Annotated in this window: 16 protein-coding genes; 8 read left to right on the top strand and 8 right to left on the bottom strand. The window is 70.3% G+C overall.

Annotation, left to right across the window (positions count from 1 at the left end; translation table 11 throughout):
• Positions 1-3: 3 nt before the first annotated feature.
• Entirely contained in the window at positions 4-714 is a 711-nt protein-coding gene (gene phoU / locus ACFV9C_RS37520; protein WP_380201418.1) for a phosphate signaling complex protein PhoU, read from the bottom strand.
• 196 nt (positions 715-910) lie between these two features.
• On the opposite strand from phoU, the gene ACFV9C_RS37515 reads away from it, so the two are divergent.
• The 3 genes from ACFV9C_RS37515 to ACFV9C_RS37505 all read left to right on the top strand — a co-directional run bounded on the left by ACFV9C_RS37515 (position 911) and on the right by ACFV9C_RS37505 (position 3,902).
• A complete protein-coding gene (locus ACFV9C_RS37515) occupies positions 911-2,128 on the top strand; it encodes a sensor histidine kinase (protein WP_380201416.1) in 1,218 nt (405 codons plus the stop codon).
• Entirely contained in the window at positions 2,125-2,802 is a 678-nt protein-coding gene (locus ACFV9C_RS37510; protein ID WP_167203263.1) for a response regulator transcription factor, read from the top strand. The genes ACFV9C_RS37515 and ACFV9C_RS37510 overlap by 4 nt, the downstream gene beginning before the upstream one ends.
• An 80-nt stretch (positions 2,803-2,882) precedes the next feature.
• Positions 2,883-3,902, top strand: a complete 1,020-nt coding sequence (locus tag ACFV9C_RS37505) for an iron-siderophore ABC transporter substrate-binding protein (protein ID WP_380201413.1) — start codon at positions 2,883-2,885, stop codon at positions 3,900-3,902.
• Between the two features lie 156 nt (positions 3,903-4,058).
• On the opposite strand, the gene ACFV9C_RS37500 is transcribed toward ACFV9C_RS37505, so the two are convergent.
• On the bottom strand, positions 4,059-4,745 hold the full coding sequence (locus tag ACFV9C_RS37500; protein ID WP_380201411.1) for a hypothetical protein: 687 nt from the start codon (positions 4,743-4,745) through the stop codon (positions 4,059-4,061).
• A 297-nt stretch (positions 4,746-5,042) separates the two neighbouring features.
• On the opposite strand from ACFV9C_RS37500, the gene ACFV9C_RS37495 reads away from it, so the two are divergent.
• Genes ACFV9C_RS37495 through ispF form a run of 3 tightly spaced genes read left to right on the top strand, consistent with a single transcriptional unit; the run spans position 5,043 to position 6,707 of the window.
• Entirely contained in the window at positions 5,043-5,528 is a 486-nt protein-coding gene (locus ACFV9C_RS37495; RefSeq protein ID WP_130446326.1) for a CarD family transcriptional regulator, read from the top strand.
• 13 nt (positions 5,529-5,541) lie between these two features.
• Entirely contained in the window at positions 5,542-6,240 is a 699-nt protein-coding gene (gene ispD / locus ACFV9C_RS37490) for a 2-C-methyl-D-erythritol 4-phosphate cytidylyltransferase (RefSeq protein WP_380201409.1), read from the top strand.
• Positions 6,237-6,707: a 2-C-methyl-D-erythritol 2,4-cyclodiphosphate synthase gene (gene ispF / locus ACFV9C_RS37485; protein ID WP_380201407.1), complete on the top strand. Its 471-nt coding sequence runs from the start codon at positions 6,237-6,239 to the stop codon at positions 6,705-6,707. The genes ispD and ispF overlap by 4 nt, the downstream gene beginning before the upstream one ends.
• Before the next feature lie 41 nt (positions 6,708-6,748).
• Here the strand turns inward: ispF and ACFV9C_RS37480 are convergent, their stop codons facing one another.
• Positions 6,749-7,750, bottom strand: coding sequence for a nitrilase-related carbon-nitrogen hydrolase (locus tag ACFV9C_RS37480; protein WP_380201405.1), 1,002 nt, complete (start codon positions 7,748-7,750; stop codon positions 6,749-6,751).
• A 70-nt stretch (positions 7,751-7,820) separates the two neighbouring features.
• On the opposite strand from ACFV9C_RS37480, the gene ACFV9C_RS37475 reads away from it, so the two are divergent.
• The gene (locus ACFV9C_RS37475; RefSeq protein ID WP_380201403.1) at positions 7,821-8,687 is read left to right on the top strand and encodes a LysR family transcriptional regulator; all 867 of its coding nucleotides are present in this window, start codon (positions 7,821-7,823) and stop codon (positions 8,685-8,687) included.
• 138 nt (positions 8,688-8,825) lie between these two features.
• Here ACFV9C_RS37475 and ACFV9C_RS37470 read toward each other — a convergent pair whose 3' ends face one another.
• Together ACFV9C_RS37470 and ACFV9C_RS37465 are read right to left on the bottom strand one after the other, a co-directional pair.
• On the bottom strand, positions 8,826-9,749 hold the full coding sequence (locus ACFV9C_RS37470) for a carboxylesterase family protein (protein WP_380201401.1): 924 nt from the start codon (positions 9,747-9,749) through the stop codon (positions 8,826-8,828).
• A 31-nt stretch (positions 9,750-9,780) separates the two neighbouring features.
• On the bottom strand, positions 9,781-10,473 hold the full coding sequence (locus tag ACFV9C_RS37465) for a carboxylesterase family protein (RefSeq protein ID WP_380201399.1): 693 nt from the start codon (positions 10,471-10,473) through the stop codon (positions 9,781-9,783).
• A 93-nt stretch (positions 10,474-10,566) separates the two neighbouring features.
• Here ACFV9C_RS37465 and ACFV9C_RS37460 point away from each other — a divergent pair, with 93 nt between their 5' ends.
• Positions 10,567-11,298 (top strand): TetR/AcrR family transcriptional regulator, encoded by a 732-nt coding sequence (locus tag ACFV9C_RS37460; protein ID WP_380201397.1) that lies wholly within the window; start codon positions 10,567-10,569, stop codon positions 11,296-11,298.
• 4 nt (positions 11,299-11,302) lie between these two features.
• On the opposite strand, the gene ACFV9C_RS37455 is transcribed toward ACFV9C_RS37460, so the two are convergent.
• From ACFV9C_RS37455 to ACFV9C_RS37445, 3 genes are read right to left on the bottom strand one after another with little or no spacing between them, the layout of a single operon-like run.
• The gene (locus tag ACFV9C_RS37455) at positions 11,303-11,968 is read right to left on the bottom strand and encodes a hypothetical protein (RefSeq protein WP_380201395.1); all 666 of its coding nucleotides are present in this window, start codon (positions 11,966-11,968) and stop codon (positions 11,303-11,305) included.
• Between the two features lie 4 nt (positions 11,969-11,972).
• Positions 11,973-13,271: a M1 family metallopeptidase gene (locus tag ACFV9C_RS37450; RefSeq protein WP_380201393.1), complete on the bottom strand. Its 1,299-nt coding sequence runs from the start codon at positions 13,269-13,271 to the stop codon at positions 11,973-11,975.
• Complete coding sequence (locus tag ACFV9C_RS37445; protein ID WP_380201391.1) at positions 13,271-17,194, bottom strand: Pls/PosA family non-ribosomal peptide synthetase; 3,924 nt, start codon at positions 17,192-17,194, stop codon at positions 13,271-13,273. Before ACFV9C_RS37445 ends, ACFV9C_RS37450 begins: the two co-directional genes overlap by 1 nt.

The following is a 17,194-nucleotide window of genomic DNA, read 5'->3' as shown; positions in this document are numbered from 1 at the left end:
GGATCAGTCGTTGCCGTTCGGGTTCGGTGCCGAGGCGCCCGCGCCGGAACCGGCCGCGGTGCCGCCGACGGCGACCGGGAGCTCGCCGGTGACCAGGTACACGACCCGGCGGGCCATCGCGACCGCGTGGTCGGAGATGCGCTCGTAGTACCTGCTGAGCAGTGCCATGTCGACGGCGACCTCGACGCCGTGCGGCCAGTCCGCGTCCATCATCAGCCGGAACTGGTTGGAGCGGAGCTTGTCCATCTCGTCGTCGGTGGCCTCGAGCCTGCCGGCCGCCTCGACGTCGCGGGTGGCGATCACGTCGCCGGCGGCGTCGACCATCTTGCCGGCCACCGAGCCCATCTCCTCGATCACGTCGTGCAGTTCGGCCGGGATCGCGGGCGCCGGGTAGCGCATCCGGGCGATCTTCGAGACGTGCGCGGCCAGGTCGCCCATCCGCTCCAGGTCGGCGACCATCCGGAGCGCGGCGACCAGCATCCGGAGCTCGTTGGCGACCGGCGACTGCCGCGCCATCAGCTCGAAGACCTTCTCCTCCACACCCTCGCCGGCGGCATCGAGCTGGATGTCGGCCGCGATGACCTCCTCGGCCTTGCGGATGTCGGCCTCCAGCAGGGCGGCCGTGGAGCGGCGTACGGCGGTGGACACCGTCCTCGTCATCCGCTCGAGCTCGGCGAGGATGTCGTCGAGCTGCTCGTGATAGCTGTCACGCATGGTGTTCGAATCCGATCTGTGGTGTCCGGTGCCGCGGCGGGGCATCAGCAAGGTACCCGCCCATCGGTGACCGTATGCCGTCGAGGTTGCCGGACGGCGACGAGTGGTGAACGCCTGATGAACAGTTGAGTCGTGTCCCGGTCATCCGGTGCTCATTCGGTCTTTCCCTGCTGGTTGCCCGCGTAGCATCGTTGCCGTGGACCCCACGCTGGCTGCGGTGCTGGGCGGCGTCATCGGCGCGGCCCTGGCCCTGCTTTCGCTCGGAGCGATGATGCTTTCCGAGCGGGCCCAGCGCAAGATCCCGGAGTCCCCGGAGCCGATCGTCCCGAACGGCGTCGCCACGGTGCTGTCGGTACTGCGGTCCTCGGCGGTCGTGATGGGCCCGGAGGACCAGGTCCTGCAGGCCAGCGCCCCGGCGCACGTGCTCGGCATCGTCCGCGGCGAGCGGCTGGTCGTGGACGACATCCTGACCATGGTCCGCCAGGTCCGCCGGGACGGGGAGATCCGCCAGCAGGACCTGGAGATCGTCCGCGGCCGGCTCGGCGCCACGCAGTACGTCAGTGCCCGGGTGGCGCCGCTGGGCAGCCAGCTGGTCCTGGTGCTGGTCGAGGACCGGACCCGGGAGCGCCGGCTGGAGGCGATCCGGCGGGACTTCACCGTGAACGTCAGCCACGAGCTGAAGACCCCGGTCGGCGCGCTGATCCTGCTCGCCGACGCGGTCTCCGAGGCGTCCGACGACCCGGAGGCCGTGCAGCGGTTCTCGGACCGGATGCGGGTCGAGGCGTCCCGGCTGAGCCGGCTCGTCAAGGAGATCATCGAGCTGTCCCGGCTGCAGGGCGACGACCCGCTGGAGAACCCCGGCCCGGTCGACATCAACGGCGTGATCGAGACCGCGGTGGACCGCTGCCAGATCGACGCCGAGGACCGGGACATCAAGATCGTGGTGAAGACCGAGCCCGAGCTCGAGGTGCTGGGCAGCGAGGACCAGCTGGCGATGGCGATCGGCAACCTGGTCGAGAACGCCGTCAACTACAGCCCGGACGGCACCCGGGTCGCGGTCGCCGCGCACCCGATCGGCGACCTGGTCGAGGTGACGGTGTCCGACCAGGGCGTCGGGATCCCGAGCAGCGACCTGGAGCGGATCTTCGAGCGCTTCTACCGGGTCGACCGGGCCCGCAGCCGGGAGACCGGCGGCACCGGGCTCGGCCTGTCGATCGTGAAGCACATCGCGTCGATCCACGGCGGCGACGTCCGGGTCTGGAGCGTCGAGGGCCAGGGCTCCACCTTCACCGTGAGACTCCCGTTGCGGTTCGAACCCGCACCGGGCCAGACCGACTCCGCCGGCCAGGAGGAGGCGGCCGTAAACCTGACGCCTACCCCGTCAGGTCAGATCGCAAAGGAGACAGCTTCGTGACCCGAGTGCTGGTCGTCGAAGACGAAGAGAGCTACAGCGACGCGCTGTCGTACGTGCTGCGCAAGGAAGGGTTCGAGGTCGCCGTCGCGGAGACCGGGCCGGACGCGCTGGACGAGTACGACCGTGCCGGTGCGGACATCGTCCTGCTCGACCTGATGCTGCCGGGCCTGTCCGGCACCGAGGTCTGCCGGGCGCTGCGCAGCCGGGGCAACGTCCCGGTGATTATCGTGAGCGCCAAGGACACCGAGGTCGACAAGGTCGTCGGGCTCGAGCTGGGCGCGGACGACTACGTGACCAAGCCGTACAGCCCGCGCGAGCTGCTGGCCCGCGTGCGCGCCGTACTGCGGCGTGGCCAGGACGTCGAGCTGCTGCCGGACACCCTGGAGGCGGGGCCGGTGCGGATGGACGTCGAGCGGCACGTGGTGACGGTCGCCGGTACCGAGATCCGGCTCCCGCTGAAGGAGTTCGAGCTGCTCGAGATGCTGCTCCGGAACACCGGGCGGGTGCTGACCCGCGGCCAGCTGATCGACCGGATCTGGGGCGCCGACTACGTGGGCGACACCAAGACCCTGGACGTGCACGTGAAGCGGCTGCGTTCCAAGCTCGAGAAGGACCCGTCGAACCCGCAGCACCTGGTCACCGTGCGTGGCCTGGGGTACAAGTTCGAGTCCTGAGTCACACCCCTGTGGGTCGCAACGACCTGCGGGGTTAGCTTAGGCTCTCCTTAGTTGAGGCAAGCTAAGGAGAGTCACTCATGTCCTGGTCCCGTACCAAGGTCGTCAGCGCCATCACGACGGTGCTGCTCGCCACGACCTCGCTGGCCGCGTGCGGCAGCGGCGACGGCAAGACGGCCGGCAGTCCGGCCGGTACGGCGTCGTCCGGGTTCCCGGTCACGCTGAAGAACACGTTCGGCGAGACGACCATCACGAAGAAGCCGGAGCGGATCGTCACGCTCGGCTGGAACGCCCAGGACGTGGTCTACGCGCTCGGCGAGACCCCGGTCGGGATGCCGAAGGTCACCTACGGGCAGACCGCGGACGGCGTCACCGCGTGGGACGCCGACAAGTTCGACAAGTCGAGGACGACGCTGCTGGACACCGGCGACAAGTACCCGTTCGAGAAGATCGCGGCGCTGAACCCGGACGTCATCCTGGCGCCGTACGAGGGGTTCGACGCGGCGACGTACAAGACACTGAGCGACATCGCGCCGACCGTCGCGTACCCCGGGGCGCCGTGGCAGACCACCTGGCAGGACCAGACGCTGCTGGTCGGCGAGGCGCTCGGCAAGAAGGCCGACGCGGAGAAGCTGATCACCGGCATCCAGGACAAGATCAAGCAGGTAGCGGCCGAGCACCCGGAGTTCAAGGACAAGACCATCACGGTCGGCTCGTTCGGCGCCGAGAACTACGTCTACATGCCGGGCGACCCGCGGGTGCAGATCCTGAACGAGATGGGCTTCAAGAACGCGCCCGGCGTCGAGGCGCTGGAGAAGACCAACTCCAAGAAGGAGTTCTCGCTGACGATCAGCAAGGAGAAGGTCGCGGATGTCGATGCAGACGTGCTGATCGCGTACGTCGACGGGATCGGGACGCAGAAGTTCCTGGCCGACCCGGTCTACTCGTCGCTGAAGGCCGTGAAGAGCGGCGGCGCGTACCCGCTGCAGGACCAGCAGGTGATCTCCGGGATGAGCGCGGTCAGCGTGCTGAGCGTCCCGTGGGTGCTCGACAAGGTCATCCCAGGCCTCTCCAAGGCAGCTTCGGCCACCAAGAACTGAGCCGGACTCAAGGGCAGTTTCGGTGGTTAACCTCCGAAACTGCCCCTTCGCATGCCGCATGCGAGTGGTGAACGGACCGTTTCAGGGGTTAACCACCGAAATGGCGCGTGTGGGAGGCGGGCCGCCGCGGGCTGGGGCGGCCGCCGTGAGCTGGGACTACTGGGCCGGCGGCGGGGTCGGTGAGTAGTGGTCGTCGGCGAGCACCGGGACGTACGTCGAGATCGGTGCGGCCGTGCCGAAGGTGATCGTCACGTTGACCATCTGGCCCGGCTTCGCGCCGGTGACGGCGACCGCCGGACCGCCGTCCTCGGCGCCCGGGGTGGCTGCCGTCGGGGTCTCGGTCGGGGCCGCCGGGGTGGCCGTCGCGCCGGGCGTGGTCTTCGCCCCGGGGGTGGCCGATGCGCCGGGGGTGGCCGGGGTCGCCGTACCGGCGGCGGAGGCCTCGGCGGCGGTGGTGCCGGGCAGCAGGAGCGCGGAGTTCGGCGCCAGGGCCACCGGGTCCTTGATCCCGGTGAACGTGACCTCGCCGGCCTGCCAGCTGCCGTCCTGGCCGTCCTGGGTGCCGGCCGGGGCCTGCGCGAATCCGACCAGGGTGTCGGCCTCGGTGCCGTCGTTCACGATGACGCCGTGCAGCTCGCCCTTGCCTTCCGAGTCGGCCAGCACGAGCAGGTTGCGGAGCTTGATCTGACCGCTCTCGACGTTCGTGCCCTCGGCGGCCTGGTAGGGCTGCAGGGTCGGTGCGTCGAAGCTCGCGCTGCACGCCCCCAGCGCGAGACTGAGGGTGACGGCGGCACCCGCCAGCGCGGCGCGCCGGGCGAACCGCGAGGAGAACGTGATCGGCACTGGAATCCCTCTCGTGCAAGCTGATTCAGCACTGTGTGCGGACAACTGCGGACTACTCTGGAGCTGTTGCGGTCACCGTCAGGCAGCGGCCTCCGGCGCCCCAAAGCGTAGCCCTCGGTCGCCGCGGCCCGGACGCCGGGATCCCCAGCACCGATGTCCGAGGCAACGGCACCCGCGCGCACGAAGCATTCCCCAGACCGTTTGTCAAGGCGGGAAGTGGGCCCTGACCAGCGCAAACGCCCCGACCGGACCACGCGTCACGTGGTAGGATGGATCTTGGAAAGGGGCACTTCACACATGACTTTCACAGTCGGCGAGACGGTTGTTTACCCCAATCACGGAGCGGCCGTCATCGAGGACATCGAGACCCGTCAGATCAAAGGTGAGGACAAGACCTATCTGGTCTTGAGGATCGTCGCTCAGAACGACCTGGTCGTCCGGGTCCCCGCGTGCAACCTTGATCTCGTCGGCGTGCGTGACGTCGTGGATCAGGCCGGCCTGGAGCGCGTCTTCGACGTGCTGCGCGCACCGCACACGGAGGAGCCGACCAACTGGTCGCGTCGCTACAAGGCGAACCTGGAGAAGCTGCACTCCGGTGACGTGCTGAAGGTGGCAGAGGTCGTCCGCGACCTGTGGCGCCGCGAGCGTGACCGCGGTCTGTCCGCCGGTGAGAAGCGGATGCTGGCGAAGGCTCGCCAGATCCTCGTCTCCGAGCTGGCGCTGGCCGAGCACACGAACGAGGACAAGGCCGAGGCCATCCTCGACGAGGTCCTCGCTTCCTGAAGTCGCAACCTGCATGAGTAGCGCGGTCGTGATACCCGCGGCCGGGCTCGGGCTGCGGCTTGGTGGTGAGACACCGAAGGCATTTCGAGAGGTCGGTGGCGATTCGCTGCTGGTCCACGCGGTGCGTGGCCTGAAGGCAGCGTCCGCCGCCGACCTCGTCTGCTTCGTGGTCGCGGTGCCGCCCGGTTCCGAGGAGACGGTCGGCAAGGAGCTGGCGCCGTACGTCGGTGACGCCCGGCTGCTCGTGGTCGCCGGCGGTGCCGAGCGGCCCGACTCGGTGCGTGCCGCGCTGGACGTGCTGCCGGTCGACGGGATCGACTGCATCCTGGTGCACGACGCGGCCCGGGCGTTCGTTCCGGCGGACGCGATCGAGCGGGTGGTCGCGGCGGTGCGGGACGGGGCCGAGGCCGTCGTACCCGTGGTGCCGGTGACCGACACGATCAAGGTGGTCGGCCCGGGTGGCGAGGTCGTCGACACGCCAGACCGGTCGACGCTGGTCGCTGTTCAGACGCCGCAGGGTTTCGCTCCCGACGTACTACGGCGCGCGCATGCGGCCGGGGCGGACGCCGGGGTGACCGACGACGCGATGATGTGCGAGCGGATGGGCGTCACCGTGCGGACGGTCGAAGGGTCGCCGGACGCGTTCAAGGTGACCCGGCCGCAGGACCTGCTGCTGGCGGAGGCACTGCTCGCGGAGAGGCGGCTGTCGTGAAGATCCCGCGCGTCGGCAACGGTGTCGACGTACATCCGTTGGAGAACGGCCGCCCGATGTGGCTGGCCGGACTGCACTGGCCCGACGAGCCGGCCGGGTTGGCGGGGCACTCGGACGGTGACGCGGCGGCGCACGCGATCTGTACGGCGTTGCTTACCGCGGCCAAGCTGGGTGACCTCGGGTCGAACTTCGGCACGTCCGAGCCGGAATGGGCCGGTGCCGCCGGGGTCACGCTGGTGGCGGAAGCGGCCCGCCGGGTGCGCGCCGCCGGGTTCGAGATCGGCAACGTCACCGTGCAGGTCGTCTGCAACCGCCCGCGGATCGGCACCCGCCGCGAAGAGGCCGAGAAGGTGCTCTCGGCCGCCTGCGACGCCGAGGTATCGGTCAGCGCCGCAACCACCGACGGACTGGGCTTCCCAGGCCGCGCCGAGGGCATACTCGCCCACGCCACCGCCCTCATCTACTAACCCGCCACGCCGACCACCGCCAGTTGATGGGCTCTGTGCGGTCACGCTTCGTCGGCACTGTGCTGGGGGAGCGGAGCGTGGAGTTCGACCGGGGCGTTCGAGAAGCGAGCGGCGCGGGGGTTGAGTTCGTTGCCCAGGCGTTCGGTGAGTAGGCCGTACAGCTCGGGGCGGCGGCCGCGGAGCCAGCGGCGGCCGGTCGACAGCGAGACGAGTTCCAGGTCGAGGTTGGACAGGACGACCGACTCGGCCGCGACGGGGGTTTCGGCGAGGATCCGCCCGTACGGGTCGAGGATCATGCTGTTGCCGGTGCGCAGTTCGTCGTCGTCGCGGCCGACGCCGTTGCTGAACAGAACGAACAGACCGTTGTCATGGGCACGCGCCGGCAGCCAGCGCAGCAGCCACTCGCGTGCGCTCGGCCCGTTGAAGGCGGCCTCGACGGCACCTGGGTCGGTCAGCCGGTTCTCCCAGACGGACAGCGGGATCGGCTTCATGCCGTGCGGGCTCCGGGAGTTCGTGCCGCCGGTCTGATGCGGCGCGAGCAGGACCGTTGCTCCGAGCAACGCCGTGATCCGGACGTTCTCGACCAGGTTGTTGTCCCAGCAGATCAGCACCCCGGCCCGGAACCCCCACGGCGTGTCGAAGACCGTGTACGTCGTTCCGCTCGCGATCTCCTCGTGCTCGAACGCGTGCAGCTTCCGGTGCACGTGCACCCGCCCGTCCGGCAGACACACGGCGTACGCGTTGAACAGCACCCCGTCCGCCTCCTCGAGAAACCCGACCCCGATCCCCGCGTCGAGTTCCTTGGCCAGGGCAAGGATCCGGCTGACCAGCGGCCCGTCGGCCGGCTCCGCGAGTTCGTGCAGGCGCTCGCGGGTGTGGTTGCGGAGGTGCCAGTAACCGAGCAGACACAGCTCCGGGAACACCACCAGCCGAGCACCGCCGCCGACCGCCTCCCGCGCCAGCCGCTCGACCGCACCGAGGTTGGCGGCCGGCTGGTCGGGGGTCGGCTCGAACTGGACCACGGCTGCGCGGAAGGTCGTCATACAGCCATCGAAACGCCGACCTGTCCATGACGTCCAATCACCGTTTGCGCCGATTCCATATCCTGAGGTTATGGATCTGCGGCTGCTCCGGGCGTTCGTCACGGTCGCCCGCCTGCGGAACTTCGGCGCGGCGGCCGCTGAGCTGTCGACCAGCCAGCCGGCGCTGACCAAACAGATCCAGGTCCTGGAACGCCGGGTCGGCGCCATCCTGTTCAGCCGCGGCCGGCACGGCGCCCGGTTGACCCCGGCGGGGGAGCTGCTGCTTGCTGACGCTCTGGAGTTGCTGGACCGCTCGGAGGCCTTCGAACGACGGGCCGCCCAGGTCGCGTCCGGCACCGAGGGATCGCTGGCCATCGGCTTCGGCCTGTCCGGGATCGAGCTGGCGCCGCGGGCAGTGGCGCTGTTCCGGAGCCGCTGGCCGGGGGTCACGATCTCGCTCGAGGATCTCCCGTCGACGGTGCAGTGCGAGCGGTTGCTGGCGGGCAGCCTGCAGATCGGGTTCGTCCGCCTGCCGGTACCCGCCGGCCTGGAGCATCTCCGACTCCGCCGCGACCGCCTGGCGCTCGCCGTACCGGCCGATCAGGACCTCCCGCGAGACCTGGTCAGCTGGATCGACGCGCGGCCGCTGGTCCGCCTGACAACTGCGCGCGGGCCGGGCCTGACCGCGCAGATCAACAGCCTGTACGCCGAACTCGGTTGCCACCCGCAAGTACTCCAGGAGGCCGGCGACCTGCAGACCGTGCTGGCGCTGACCGCCGCGGGAGTGGGGCCGGCCGTCGTACCGCAGACCGCCGAACGGATCGCACCGCCCGAGGTCCGGCTCGTCCCGCTCCCGGGCCGTGCAGCCAGCTGGTGGACCGGCGCCGCCTGGGCGACCCGCACCCCACTCACCGAACGCTTCGTCAAAGCCGCCGCCGAGATCGCCCGCACGAACTAGCGCCCTCCCGGGGCTACGCCGAGTCGTGGCGTTTGGCTGGTGCCCGCAACCCCGAGTCGTGGATCGAGGTCGCCGGGCACGGCGCGGCGCCCGCCGAATCTCACGACTCGACGAGCGCGCGGAGCGCCGGGCTGGGGGCTAGGAGGTGATGGAGGTCCAGAAGGCGCACTGGTGTTCTTGGGCTAGGTCGGCCGGGGCGATGGCTGTTGAGTCGAGGGACTGGACGTGGCCCTTGTCCTGGAAGGGCTGCCAGTGGGGCTGGTTCGGGCCGTTGGGGTTTCCGGTGTGTGCGAACTGTGCCCAGTAGCTGATCATCGTGGCGGCGAGTTGCTTCTGTGCGGGCGTGCTCGGGCCCGGGAGTTGCTTGTCGTTGAAGAGGTACTGCAGTTCGGCGCCGTGGAATGCGCCGGTCGGGAAGTTCGGCTTAGGGAGCGTCGTGAACCACGGCGCGGTCGCGTCAGCGAACTCGTACGCGTAGAGCGGCGTGTGTGCGGCGAGTGCGCGATCCCGGGCGAGAACCGGGCAGCCCCACGCCCAGTCGGTGACGACGGCCGACAACGCCTCGCCGGCGGAGTGGAACTTGCCGACCGGATAGCGGGCCAGGACCCGTGCCGCGTCCGCCGGATCGAAGAGCGTGTGGATCTGCTCCCGGTAGCTGGTGGGGGTCGTGACCTGACCGGTCGCGGTTTCGATGGCCGCGGTGAACGGGTTGTGTTCGTCTCGGGTGGTGCCCTGGATGATCGGGACGTGGTTGAAGTGTCCGGTGGCGAAGGCGCGATCCGGGCTGATGGGCAGCATGCCGCCGCCGACGGTGGGTCCTGATCCGACCCCGTCGTCGGACCACTTGGCGAGCTCTTCGGTGGACTTCGACCGCAGACAGGCTGCGGCGGCGGCCGCCTTGGAACAACCGACCTTGGCCGCGACGTCGAGGCCGTGCTGCTCACGTTCGGACCGTGGCAGCGGGAACCAGGTCGGCGGTCCGGGCGACCAGTTCCGCCCGGTGCATTCGGCACTCTGCACGATCGCCTTCTGGAACAGGCCGGCCGACCCCGGTGCGACCAACTGCGAGCAGACGCTGGTGCCGCCGGCCGACTCACCGAAGATCGTGACATTGCCCGTCGCCGCCGAACGCCGCGGCGTTCCGTTGGACCCATCGCAGCGCTGCCTGCTGGTCTTCGAGGCCGAAGTTGCCCGAGAGTTGCCGCGCCCGGCCGTGGTCGAGCGCCGGATGGGCGAGGAAGCCGAAGATGCCGAGCCGATAGTTGGGGCTGACCACAACGACCTGCCCGCTGTTCGCCAACTGCTGTGCGTCGTACAGGCTGCCGGCGCCGCTGATGAAGCCGTTGCCGTGGATCCACACCATGATCGGCAGCTTGCGCGCGTTGCTGCCGAGCGGGGTGGTGACGTTGAGGTAGAGGCAGTCCTCGGTGGTGCTCGCCGGGTCGATCAGGCCCTCCGCCTGGGCGCAGCGGTTCCCGGGCTTGCGGGCGTCCCGGACGCCATGCCAGGACGCGGCCGGTTGGGGCGATGCCCAGCGGAGCTGGCCGACGGGCGGAGCGGCGTACGGGATCCCCTGGAAGAGCCGGGCTTCCGTGGTGAGCGTGCCACGGACGGCGCCCTTGTCCGTGGAGACCACGGTGGGGGTCTCCGCCGCAGGACGGCTGCTCGTCGCGGCCTCGGAGGCGCCACCGCATGCTGCTGCCGAACTCGCGAGCAGCGCCGCGATCAGCAGCCCTCCGAGTCGGCGGGACCGGCGGAGCCGCGGTCCTCGATGGTGCTCATTCATAGCTGGCTCACGTTCCTTCGACTGTATTCGTGTGTGGGTCACACTAATATAAAGTGTAAGGTACACACGAAGTCAAACCCGAGGAGGGCCCCGATGACGACCACCGACCATGCGCACCTGCCGCCGGGGCTCGTGCTGGCCTGGGGCCTGCCCGCGAAGTCGCACCGGCTCGGCCGGAAGCCGACACAGAGCGTCGAGCAGATCGTCGACGCCGCCCTCGAACTGGCCGATGCCGACGGGTTCGCCGCGCTGTCGATGCCCAAGCTCGCCCAGAAGCTCGGGCTGACCGCCAACGCGATCTACCGGTACGTCAGGTCCCGCGACGAGTTGCTGGTCCTGCTCGCCGACGCGGCCTGGGGGCCGGCACCGGACCTGGACGCCGGAAACTGGCGAGCCGGAGCGGCCGGATGGACCCGGGCCATGGTCGATCGCTGCGACATCCACCCGTGGCTCAGCGATCTGCCCATCCGTGGCGCGCCGATGACCCCGAACCTGCTCGGCTGGGCGGAGGCGATCCTGAGAGTGCTGACCGGCGCCGGGCTGAGCCCGACCGAAAGTCTGTCGTGCGCGCTGCTGCTGGACGGGTACGCACGACGGACCGCCGCTGCTCGTCGCGACGTACGGGACAGCACCACCACCGCGGTGGAGCCGACCGCGGTGGCCCGGTTCCTGGAACCCCGCCTGCAGGAACTCGGGTACTCGATCCTGGCCGGCCTGATGGCCGGCGACCAGTACACCGACGAGGTCCACGACGACGACGTGGCCTTCGGGCTGCAACGGATCCTCGACGGCATCGACGTACTGATCGTGCGGAAGCGGGGCTGACGCCCTACGGGCCGGAGCTGAAGCGTGGGTTGACGACGTGCGGGACCTCGCCGTGCCGCCGCCGGTTGGTGATCGCCGCGGCCACGACGATGCCGGCGGCACCGAGCAGCAGCAGGATGCTCGACACGACCTTGGCGGTGACGTGCAGCGGCCCGTCGAACTGCGCGGGCAGGATGTTGTGCGGGTCGACGATCAGCTGGACCTGGCCGTGCGGGAAGTGCTTGTAGTCGCCGCTGCTCATGTCGTGGCTGTGGCCGTCGGGGCAGTCGGCCGTGAACGACTGGACGCCGGTCCCGTCGTAGTCGCGGACCTTGCACGTCACGACCCGGCCGACGTGCGACATCACCAGCGGCGTCGGCGTCATCATCCACGGCACCGCCGCCATCCCGGCCGCGACCGCACCGAGGTACCCGAAGTACCCGCCGCCGAGCGTCGCGATGCCGATCACGAAGAACCCACAGCCCAGCACCATCGCCAGTACGGCGAAGACGACGTTGTGCGGCGGCAACGTGTAGAGCCCGCCGGCCAGGACGAACAGCACCGCGCCGATCGCGATGTTGCGCCAGGTGGGTCCCTTCGGCGAGCCCGGGCGGCGCAGCCGGCGACCGGCCACGATCACGATCAGCAGGACCAGCGCCGTACCGCCGTAGAACTCCCACCCGACGCTCATCCGCTCAGCGCCTCCGGGGCAGTGGTGGCAGGTCGTACGAGTCCAGCCAGTTGGCGAACAGCTTCCGCAGGGCGTCCTCGTCCGGGCTGAACGTCGTCGCCAGCGCGATGAACTCCGCCGTACTCACGGATCCGTGCCGGTGCGTCTTCGTCCAGGTGCGGAGCAGCTCGAAGAACGGCTCGTCGCCCAGGTGTTTCCGCAGTACGTGCAGGGTGATCGCGCCGCGCTTGTAGAGCCGGTCGTCGAACATCAGCTCCGGCCCCGGGTCGGACAGCAACAGGTCCTGCTGCAGGCCCTTCAACCGACTATGAGCCTTCGCGACCTGCTGGTCCGCGGTCAGGCCGCCGGACTCCTCCGACCACAACCACTCGGCGTAACAGGCGAAGCCCTCGTTCAGCCAGATGTGCTGCCAGTTCGACGGGGTCAGGCTGTTGCCGAACCACTGGTGTGCCAGCTCGTGCGCGACCAGCCGCTCGGAGCCGCGCCGCCCGTCGACGTGGTTGCTGCCGAACACCGAGATGCCCTGCGCCTCCAGTGGAATCTCCAGCGGGTCGTCGGTCACCACGACCGTGTACCCGCCGAACGGGTACGTCCCGAACAGCCGGCAGAACAGCTTCATCATGTCCTGCTGCCGCCCGAAGTCGTGCCGGAACTCGCGGATCTGCCCGCCCGGCAGGACACCCCGGCTCGTCACCGGGGACGTGGCCAGGTCGACCTCGTCGTACCGCCCGATCTGCACGGTCGCGAGGTACGTCGCCATCGGCGCCGCCTGGTCGAACACCCAGGTCGTCCGGCTGGCCTTCACCCGCCGGGACACCAGCCGTCCGTTCGCGACCACCTGGTACGGCGAGTCCGTGGTGATCGAGATCCGGTAGTGCGCCTTGTCGGCGGGGTGGTCGTTGCACGGGAACCAGGTGGCCGCGCCGCTCGGCTGGCTGGCGACGATCACGCCCTCGGTGAGTTCCTCCCAGCCGAGCTCGCCCCACGGGCTGTCCTCGGGCTTCGGGTTCCCGCCGTACTGGATGTCGATCGTGAACTCGGCGCCGTCCGGGATCGGCGCGGTGACGTAGAGCTTGCCGGCGCGCTGGCTGAAGCGCTGCGGGCGGCGCCCGTTCACCGCCACCTTCGACGCCCGGAGCCCGGACAGGTCGAGGCTGAAACGGGTCAGCGGCTCGGTGGCGAAGGCGGTGATCGTCGCCTTGCCGCTCAGCCGGTTGCTGTTGACCCGATAGTCCAGCTCCAGGTCGTACGACTCGACCTTGTAGCCGGGGTTTCCATGGCTGGGCACATAGCGGTCAACCATCAGCCCTGCCAGGGAGCGATCGGGTTCCCCGCCCAGCGTGTACCCGCTGGAACACCTTCACCACGCATCACGAGAGACACCGGGCCGATGGTAGCCCCTGCTCCGATCCCGGCGGCCGGGAGGACGATGCCGTGCGGGCCGAGAGTTGCCCCGGGCCCGAAAGTGACTGTGTTCATGGAGAGAACTCGATCATGAAAAAGGTGCGTCTGCAGCACACAACCGCGATTCACCGTGGCGCCGTCGCCCAGGGTGATCAGATCCGCCTCCGGCAACCAGTACGTCTCGCACCAGACGCCCTTGCCGATCTTCGCTCCGAGTGACCGCAGCCAGAGATTGAGCACCGGCGTGCCGGCCGCGGCGTTCGCGAACCACGGCGCGGCGACCAGCTCGACGAAGCTGTCGACCACCTCGTTGCGCCACACGAACGAGCTCCACAGCGGGTACTCGACGGCGCGGGTGCGGCCGACTATCAGCCACTTCGCCACCGTCGCCATCCCGCCCGCAACCGCACCGGCGGCCAGGATCACCGCGCCTGAGAGCAGTACGGCGAGCCACGGGCCGAGCCAGATGTCCAGCGCCTGCAGCCCGAACAGCACCCCGAGCCCGATCAGCACCGTGCACATCATCGGCACGAACCGGCACAGCTCGACCAGTGCGCGGGCGACCTTCAGCTTGTACGGCGGGTTGTACGTGCGGCTCTGGTCGCCTGAGACGGCCTGCCGGCGGAGCTTCACCGGCGGCGAGCCGAGCCACGACGTACCGGCCTTGGACTTCTTCGGGGCCGCGGACAGCACCGCGACCAGGCCGTTCTTCGGGACGCTCCGCCCGGGGGCGGTCATCCCGGAGTTGCCGAGGAACGCGCGCTTGCCGACCTTCGCGCCGGCCACGTGCAGCCAGCCGCCGCCCAGCTCGTACGACGCGATCATCGTGTCGTCGGCCAGGAACGCGCCCTCACCGACCGTGGTCATCTTCGGCAGCAGCAGCACCGTCGACGCCTCGACGTCGCGGCCGATCTTCGCCCCGAGCGCCCGCAGCCACCACGGCGTCAGCAGGCTCGCGTACAGCGGGAAGAGCAGCGTCCGGGCCGAGTCGAGCAGCCGCTCGGTCGCCCAGACCTGCCAGCCGATCCGGCTGCGGACCGGGTAGTGCCCGGGCTTGATGCCGATCCCGAGCAGCCTGACGCCGATCAGCGTCAGTACGGCGATGGTCGCGAAACCGACCACCGTCATCAACGGGACCGCGGCCAGCGCGTGCAGCGCCGCCTGCTGCAGCGTCGACGTACCCCGCACCGAATGACCGAGTACGGCGAACGCGGCAACAGCACCCGCCACCGGGACCAGCGACATCAGGGCGGACTGGGCGCCATACGCCGCGACCCACCACGGCGCGCGGTTCGGCCGGTGGTCCGGCCACGGGCGCCGGGCGCGGCCGAGCCGGGCCGCGGGGGAGCCGGACCAGCGCTCGTTCGCCGGGACCCTGCCGGAGACCGCGGAGCCGGCCATGATCTCGGCGTTCCGGCCGATCTCCGCGCCGGGCAGCAGCGTGCTGCGGGAGCCGATCACCGCCTCGGCGCCGACCGTGACCGGGCCGACGTGCAGCTGGTCGCCCTCCGTCCAGTAGCCGGCCAGATCGACCTCGGGCTCGATCGACGCGCCGCGGCCCATCGTGAGCATGCCGGTGATCGGCGGCAGCGTGTGCAGGTCGACGCCGCGGCCGATCTTCGCGCCGAGCGCGCGGGCATAGTACGTGATCCAGGGCGCGCCGGCGAGGTTCGCGGCGCCGGCGGCGTCCGCCAGGTTCTCCGCGGCCCACAGCCGGACGTGCACGTTGCCGCCGCGTGGATACGTGCCGGGCTTCAGGTTGCGGAGCAGGATCCGGGCGCCGACGACCGCGATGCCCATCCGGCCTGCTGGGCTGATCAGGACCAGCCAGCCCGCCAGGATCCACCACCACGACACGGTCCGCGCCCAGGGCAGCGGGTCGATCAGCGCGGCGAGCAGGTTGTTCAGCGTGAACAGGTAGACCAGCCAGCGGACGCCGACGACGGTCTGCAGGATCAGGGTCAGCGCGGTCTGCAGGAGCTGGGTACCGCGCGGCGTCGGCCGGATCTCGCGCAGCTCGACGGGCTCCTGCGGTGCGGGCTGGAAGTCGTCGAGCCGCTCTGCGAGCGCCCCGAGCCGCGGGTACTCGTAGATGTCGCCGACCGTCACCTCGGGGTACTGCTCGCGCAGCGCCGACACCAGCTGCGCCGCCGCGAGGCTGCCGCCGCCGTGCAGGAAGAAGTCGTTGTCGGGGCCGGTGACCTTGGCGCCGAGGACCTTCGTCCAGCGCTCCGCCAGCCAGCCCGCCGTACCGCTGAGCTCGGCCGCCGGGCCGTTGCTGTCCATCCCGGGCAGGGGCCAGGGCAGGGCGTTCCGATCGACCTTGCCGGAGGTCCGGGTCGGCAGCGTGTCGACGATCGCGAGCAGCGGTACGAGCGCCGCGGGCAGCGCCTCCCGCAGCCGCTCGGTGGCCTTCGCGTTGTCGAACGCCTCCGGGTCCTCCGGTACGACGTACCCGACGAGGAGCTGGTTGCCCGCGGCGCTGTTCCGTACGGCGGCCGCGGCGCCGGTCACCCCCGGCAGCGCCTGGAGGGCGGCGTCGACCTCGCCGAGCTCGATCCGCCGGCCGCCGAGCTTCACCTGCTCGTCGGCGCGGCCCTGGAACAGCAGGCCGAGCGGGTCCGAGCGGACCAGATCGCCGCTGCGGTACGCGCGTTCCCAGCCGAGTGTCGGCATCGGCGCGAACTTCTCGGCGTCCTTGGCCGGGTCGAGGTACCGGGCCAGGCCGACGCCGCCGATGATCAGCTCGCCGATCTCGCCGTCGGCGACTTCGTTGCCAGCAGCATCTACTACCGCCAGATCCCAGCCGTCCAGCGGGAGACCGATCCGGACCGGGCCCTCGCCGGTGAGCTGTGCGGCACACGCGACCACGGTCGCCTCGGTCGGGCCGTACGTGTTCCAGACCTCGCGGCCGTCGACGGCGAGCCGCTCGGCCAGCTCGGGCGGGCAGGCCTCGCCGCCAAAGATCAGCAGCCGGACCTGGTCCAGCGCGTCGGCCGGCCAGAGCGCCGCCAGCGTCGGGACCGTCGACACGATGGTGATGCCTTGGGCAACCAACCACGGACCGAGGTCCATCCCGGTCCGGACCAGCGAACGCGGCGCGGGCACCAGGCAGGCGCCGTGCCGCCAGGCCAGCCACATCTCCTCGCAGGACGCGTCGAACGCCACCGACAGCCCGGCCAGCACCCGGTCGTCCGGCCCGATCGGCTCGTTCCGCAGGAACAACCGGGCCTCGGCGTCCACGAACGCGGCGGCCGAGCGGTGCGTGACCGCGACCCCCTTCGGTACGCCGGTCGAGCCCGACGTGAAGATGATCCACGCGTCGTCGGTCGGCTCCGGCCCGCTGCCCTTGGCTTCGGTCGTACTCGAGGAATCCATCCGGGCGGAGTACGGGAAGTCGAAGGCGCCGTTGGCCGCGTCGTTGTCGATCGGGTCCGGCTGCGGACGGGTCAGCGTGAGCGCCAGGTCGTCGCCGACCGTCGCCGCGACGTCCGCCTCGCCGAACACCAGCTCGGCGCGTTCCTCCGGGTCGTCGGCGTCCACCGGGACGTACGCCGCGCCCGCCCGCAGGGTGCCGAGAATCGCCACGTACAGGTCGTTGTGGCCGGACGAGATCCGGATCCCGACGCGGTCGCCCGGACCGATTCCGGCAGCGGTCAACCGGCCCGCGAACTTGCCGATCTGCGCCAGCAGCTCCCGATAGCTGAGGCTGACGCTGCCGTCGTCGAGCGCCGGCTCGTCGGCGTACCGGCTGGCCGTCTCCTCGAGCACGTCCACCAACGTCCGCGCGGCCGTCGCCAACTCCCCGCGTCGCAACGTCAC

Origin of the sequence: Kribbella sp. NPDC059898 (genome assembly GCF_042730855.1) — a bacterium.
GTDB lineage: Bacteria > Actinomycetota > Actinomycetes > Propionibacteriales > Kribbellaceae > Kribbella.
This window is presented reverse-complemented; position numbering and strand designations above follow the sequence as displayed.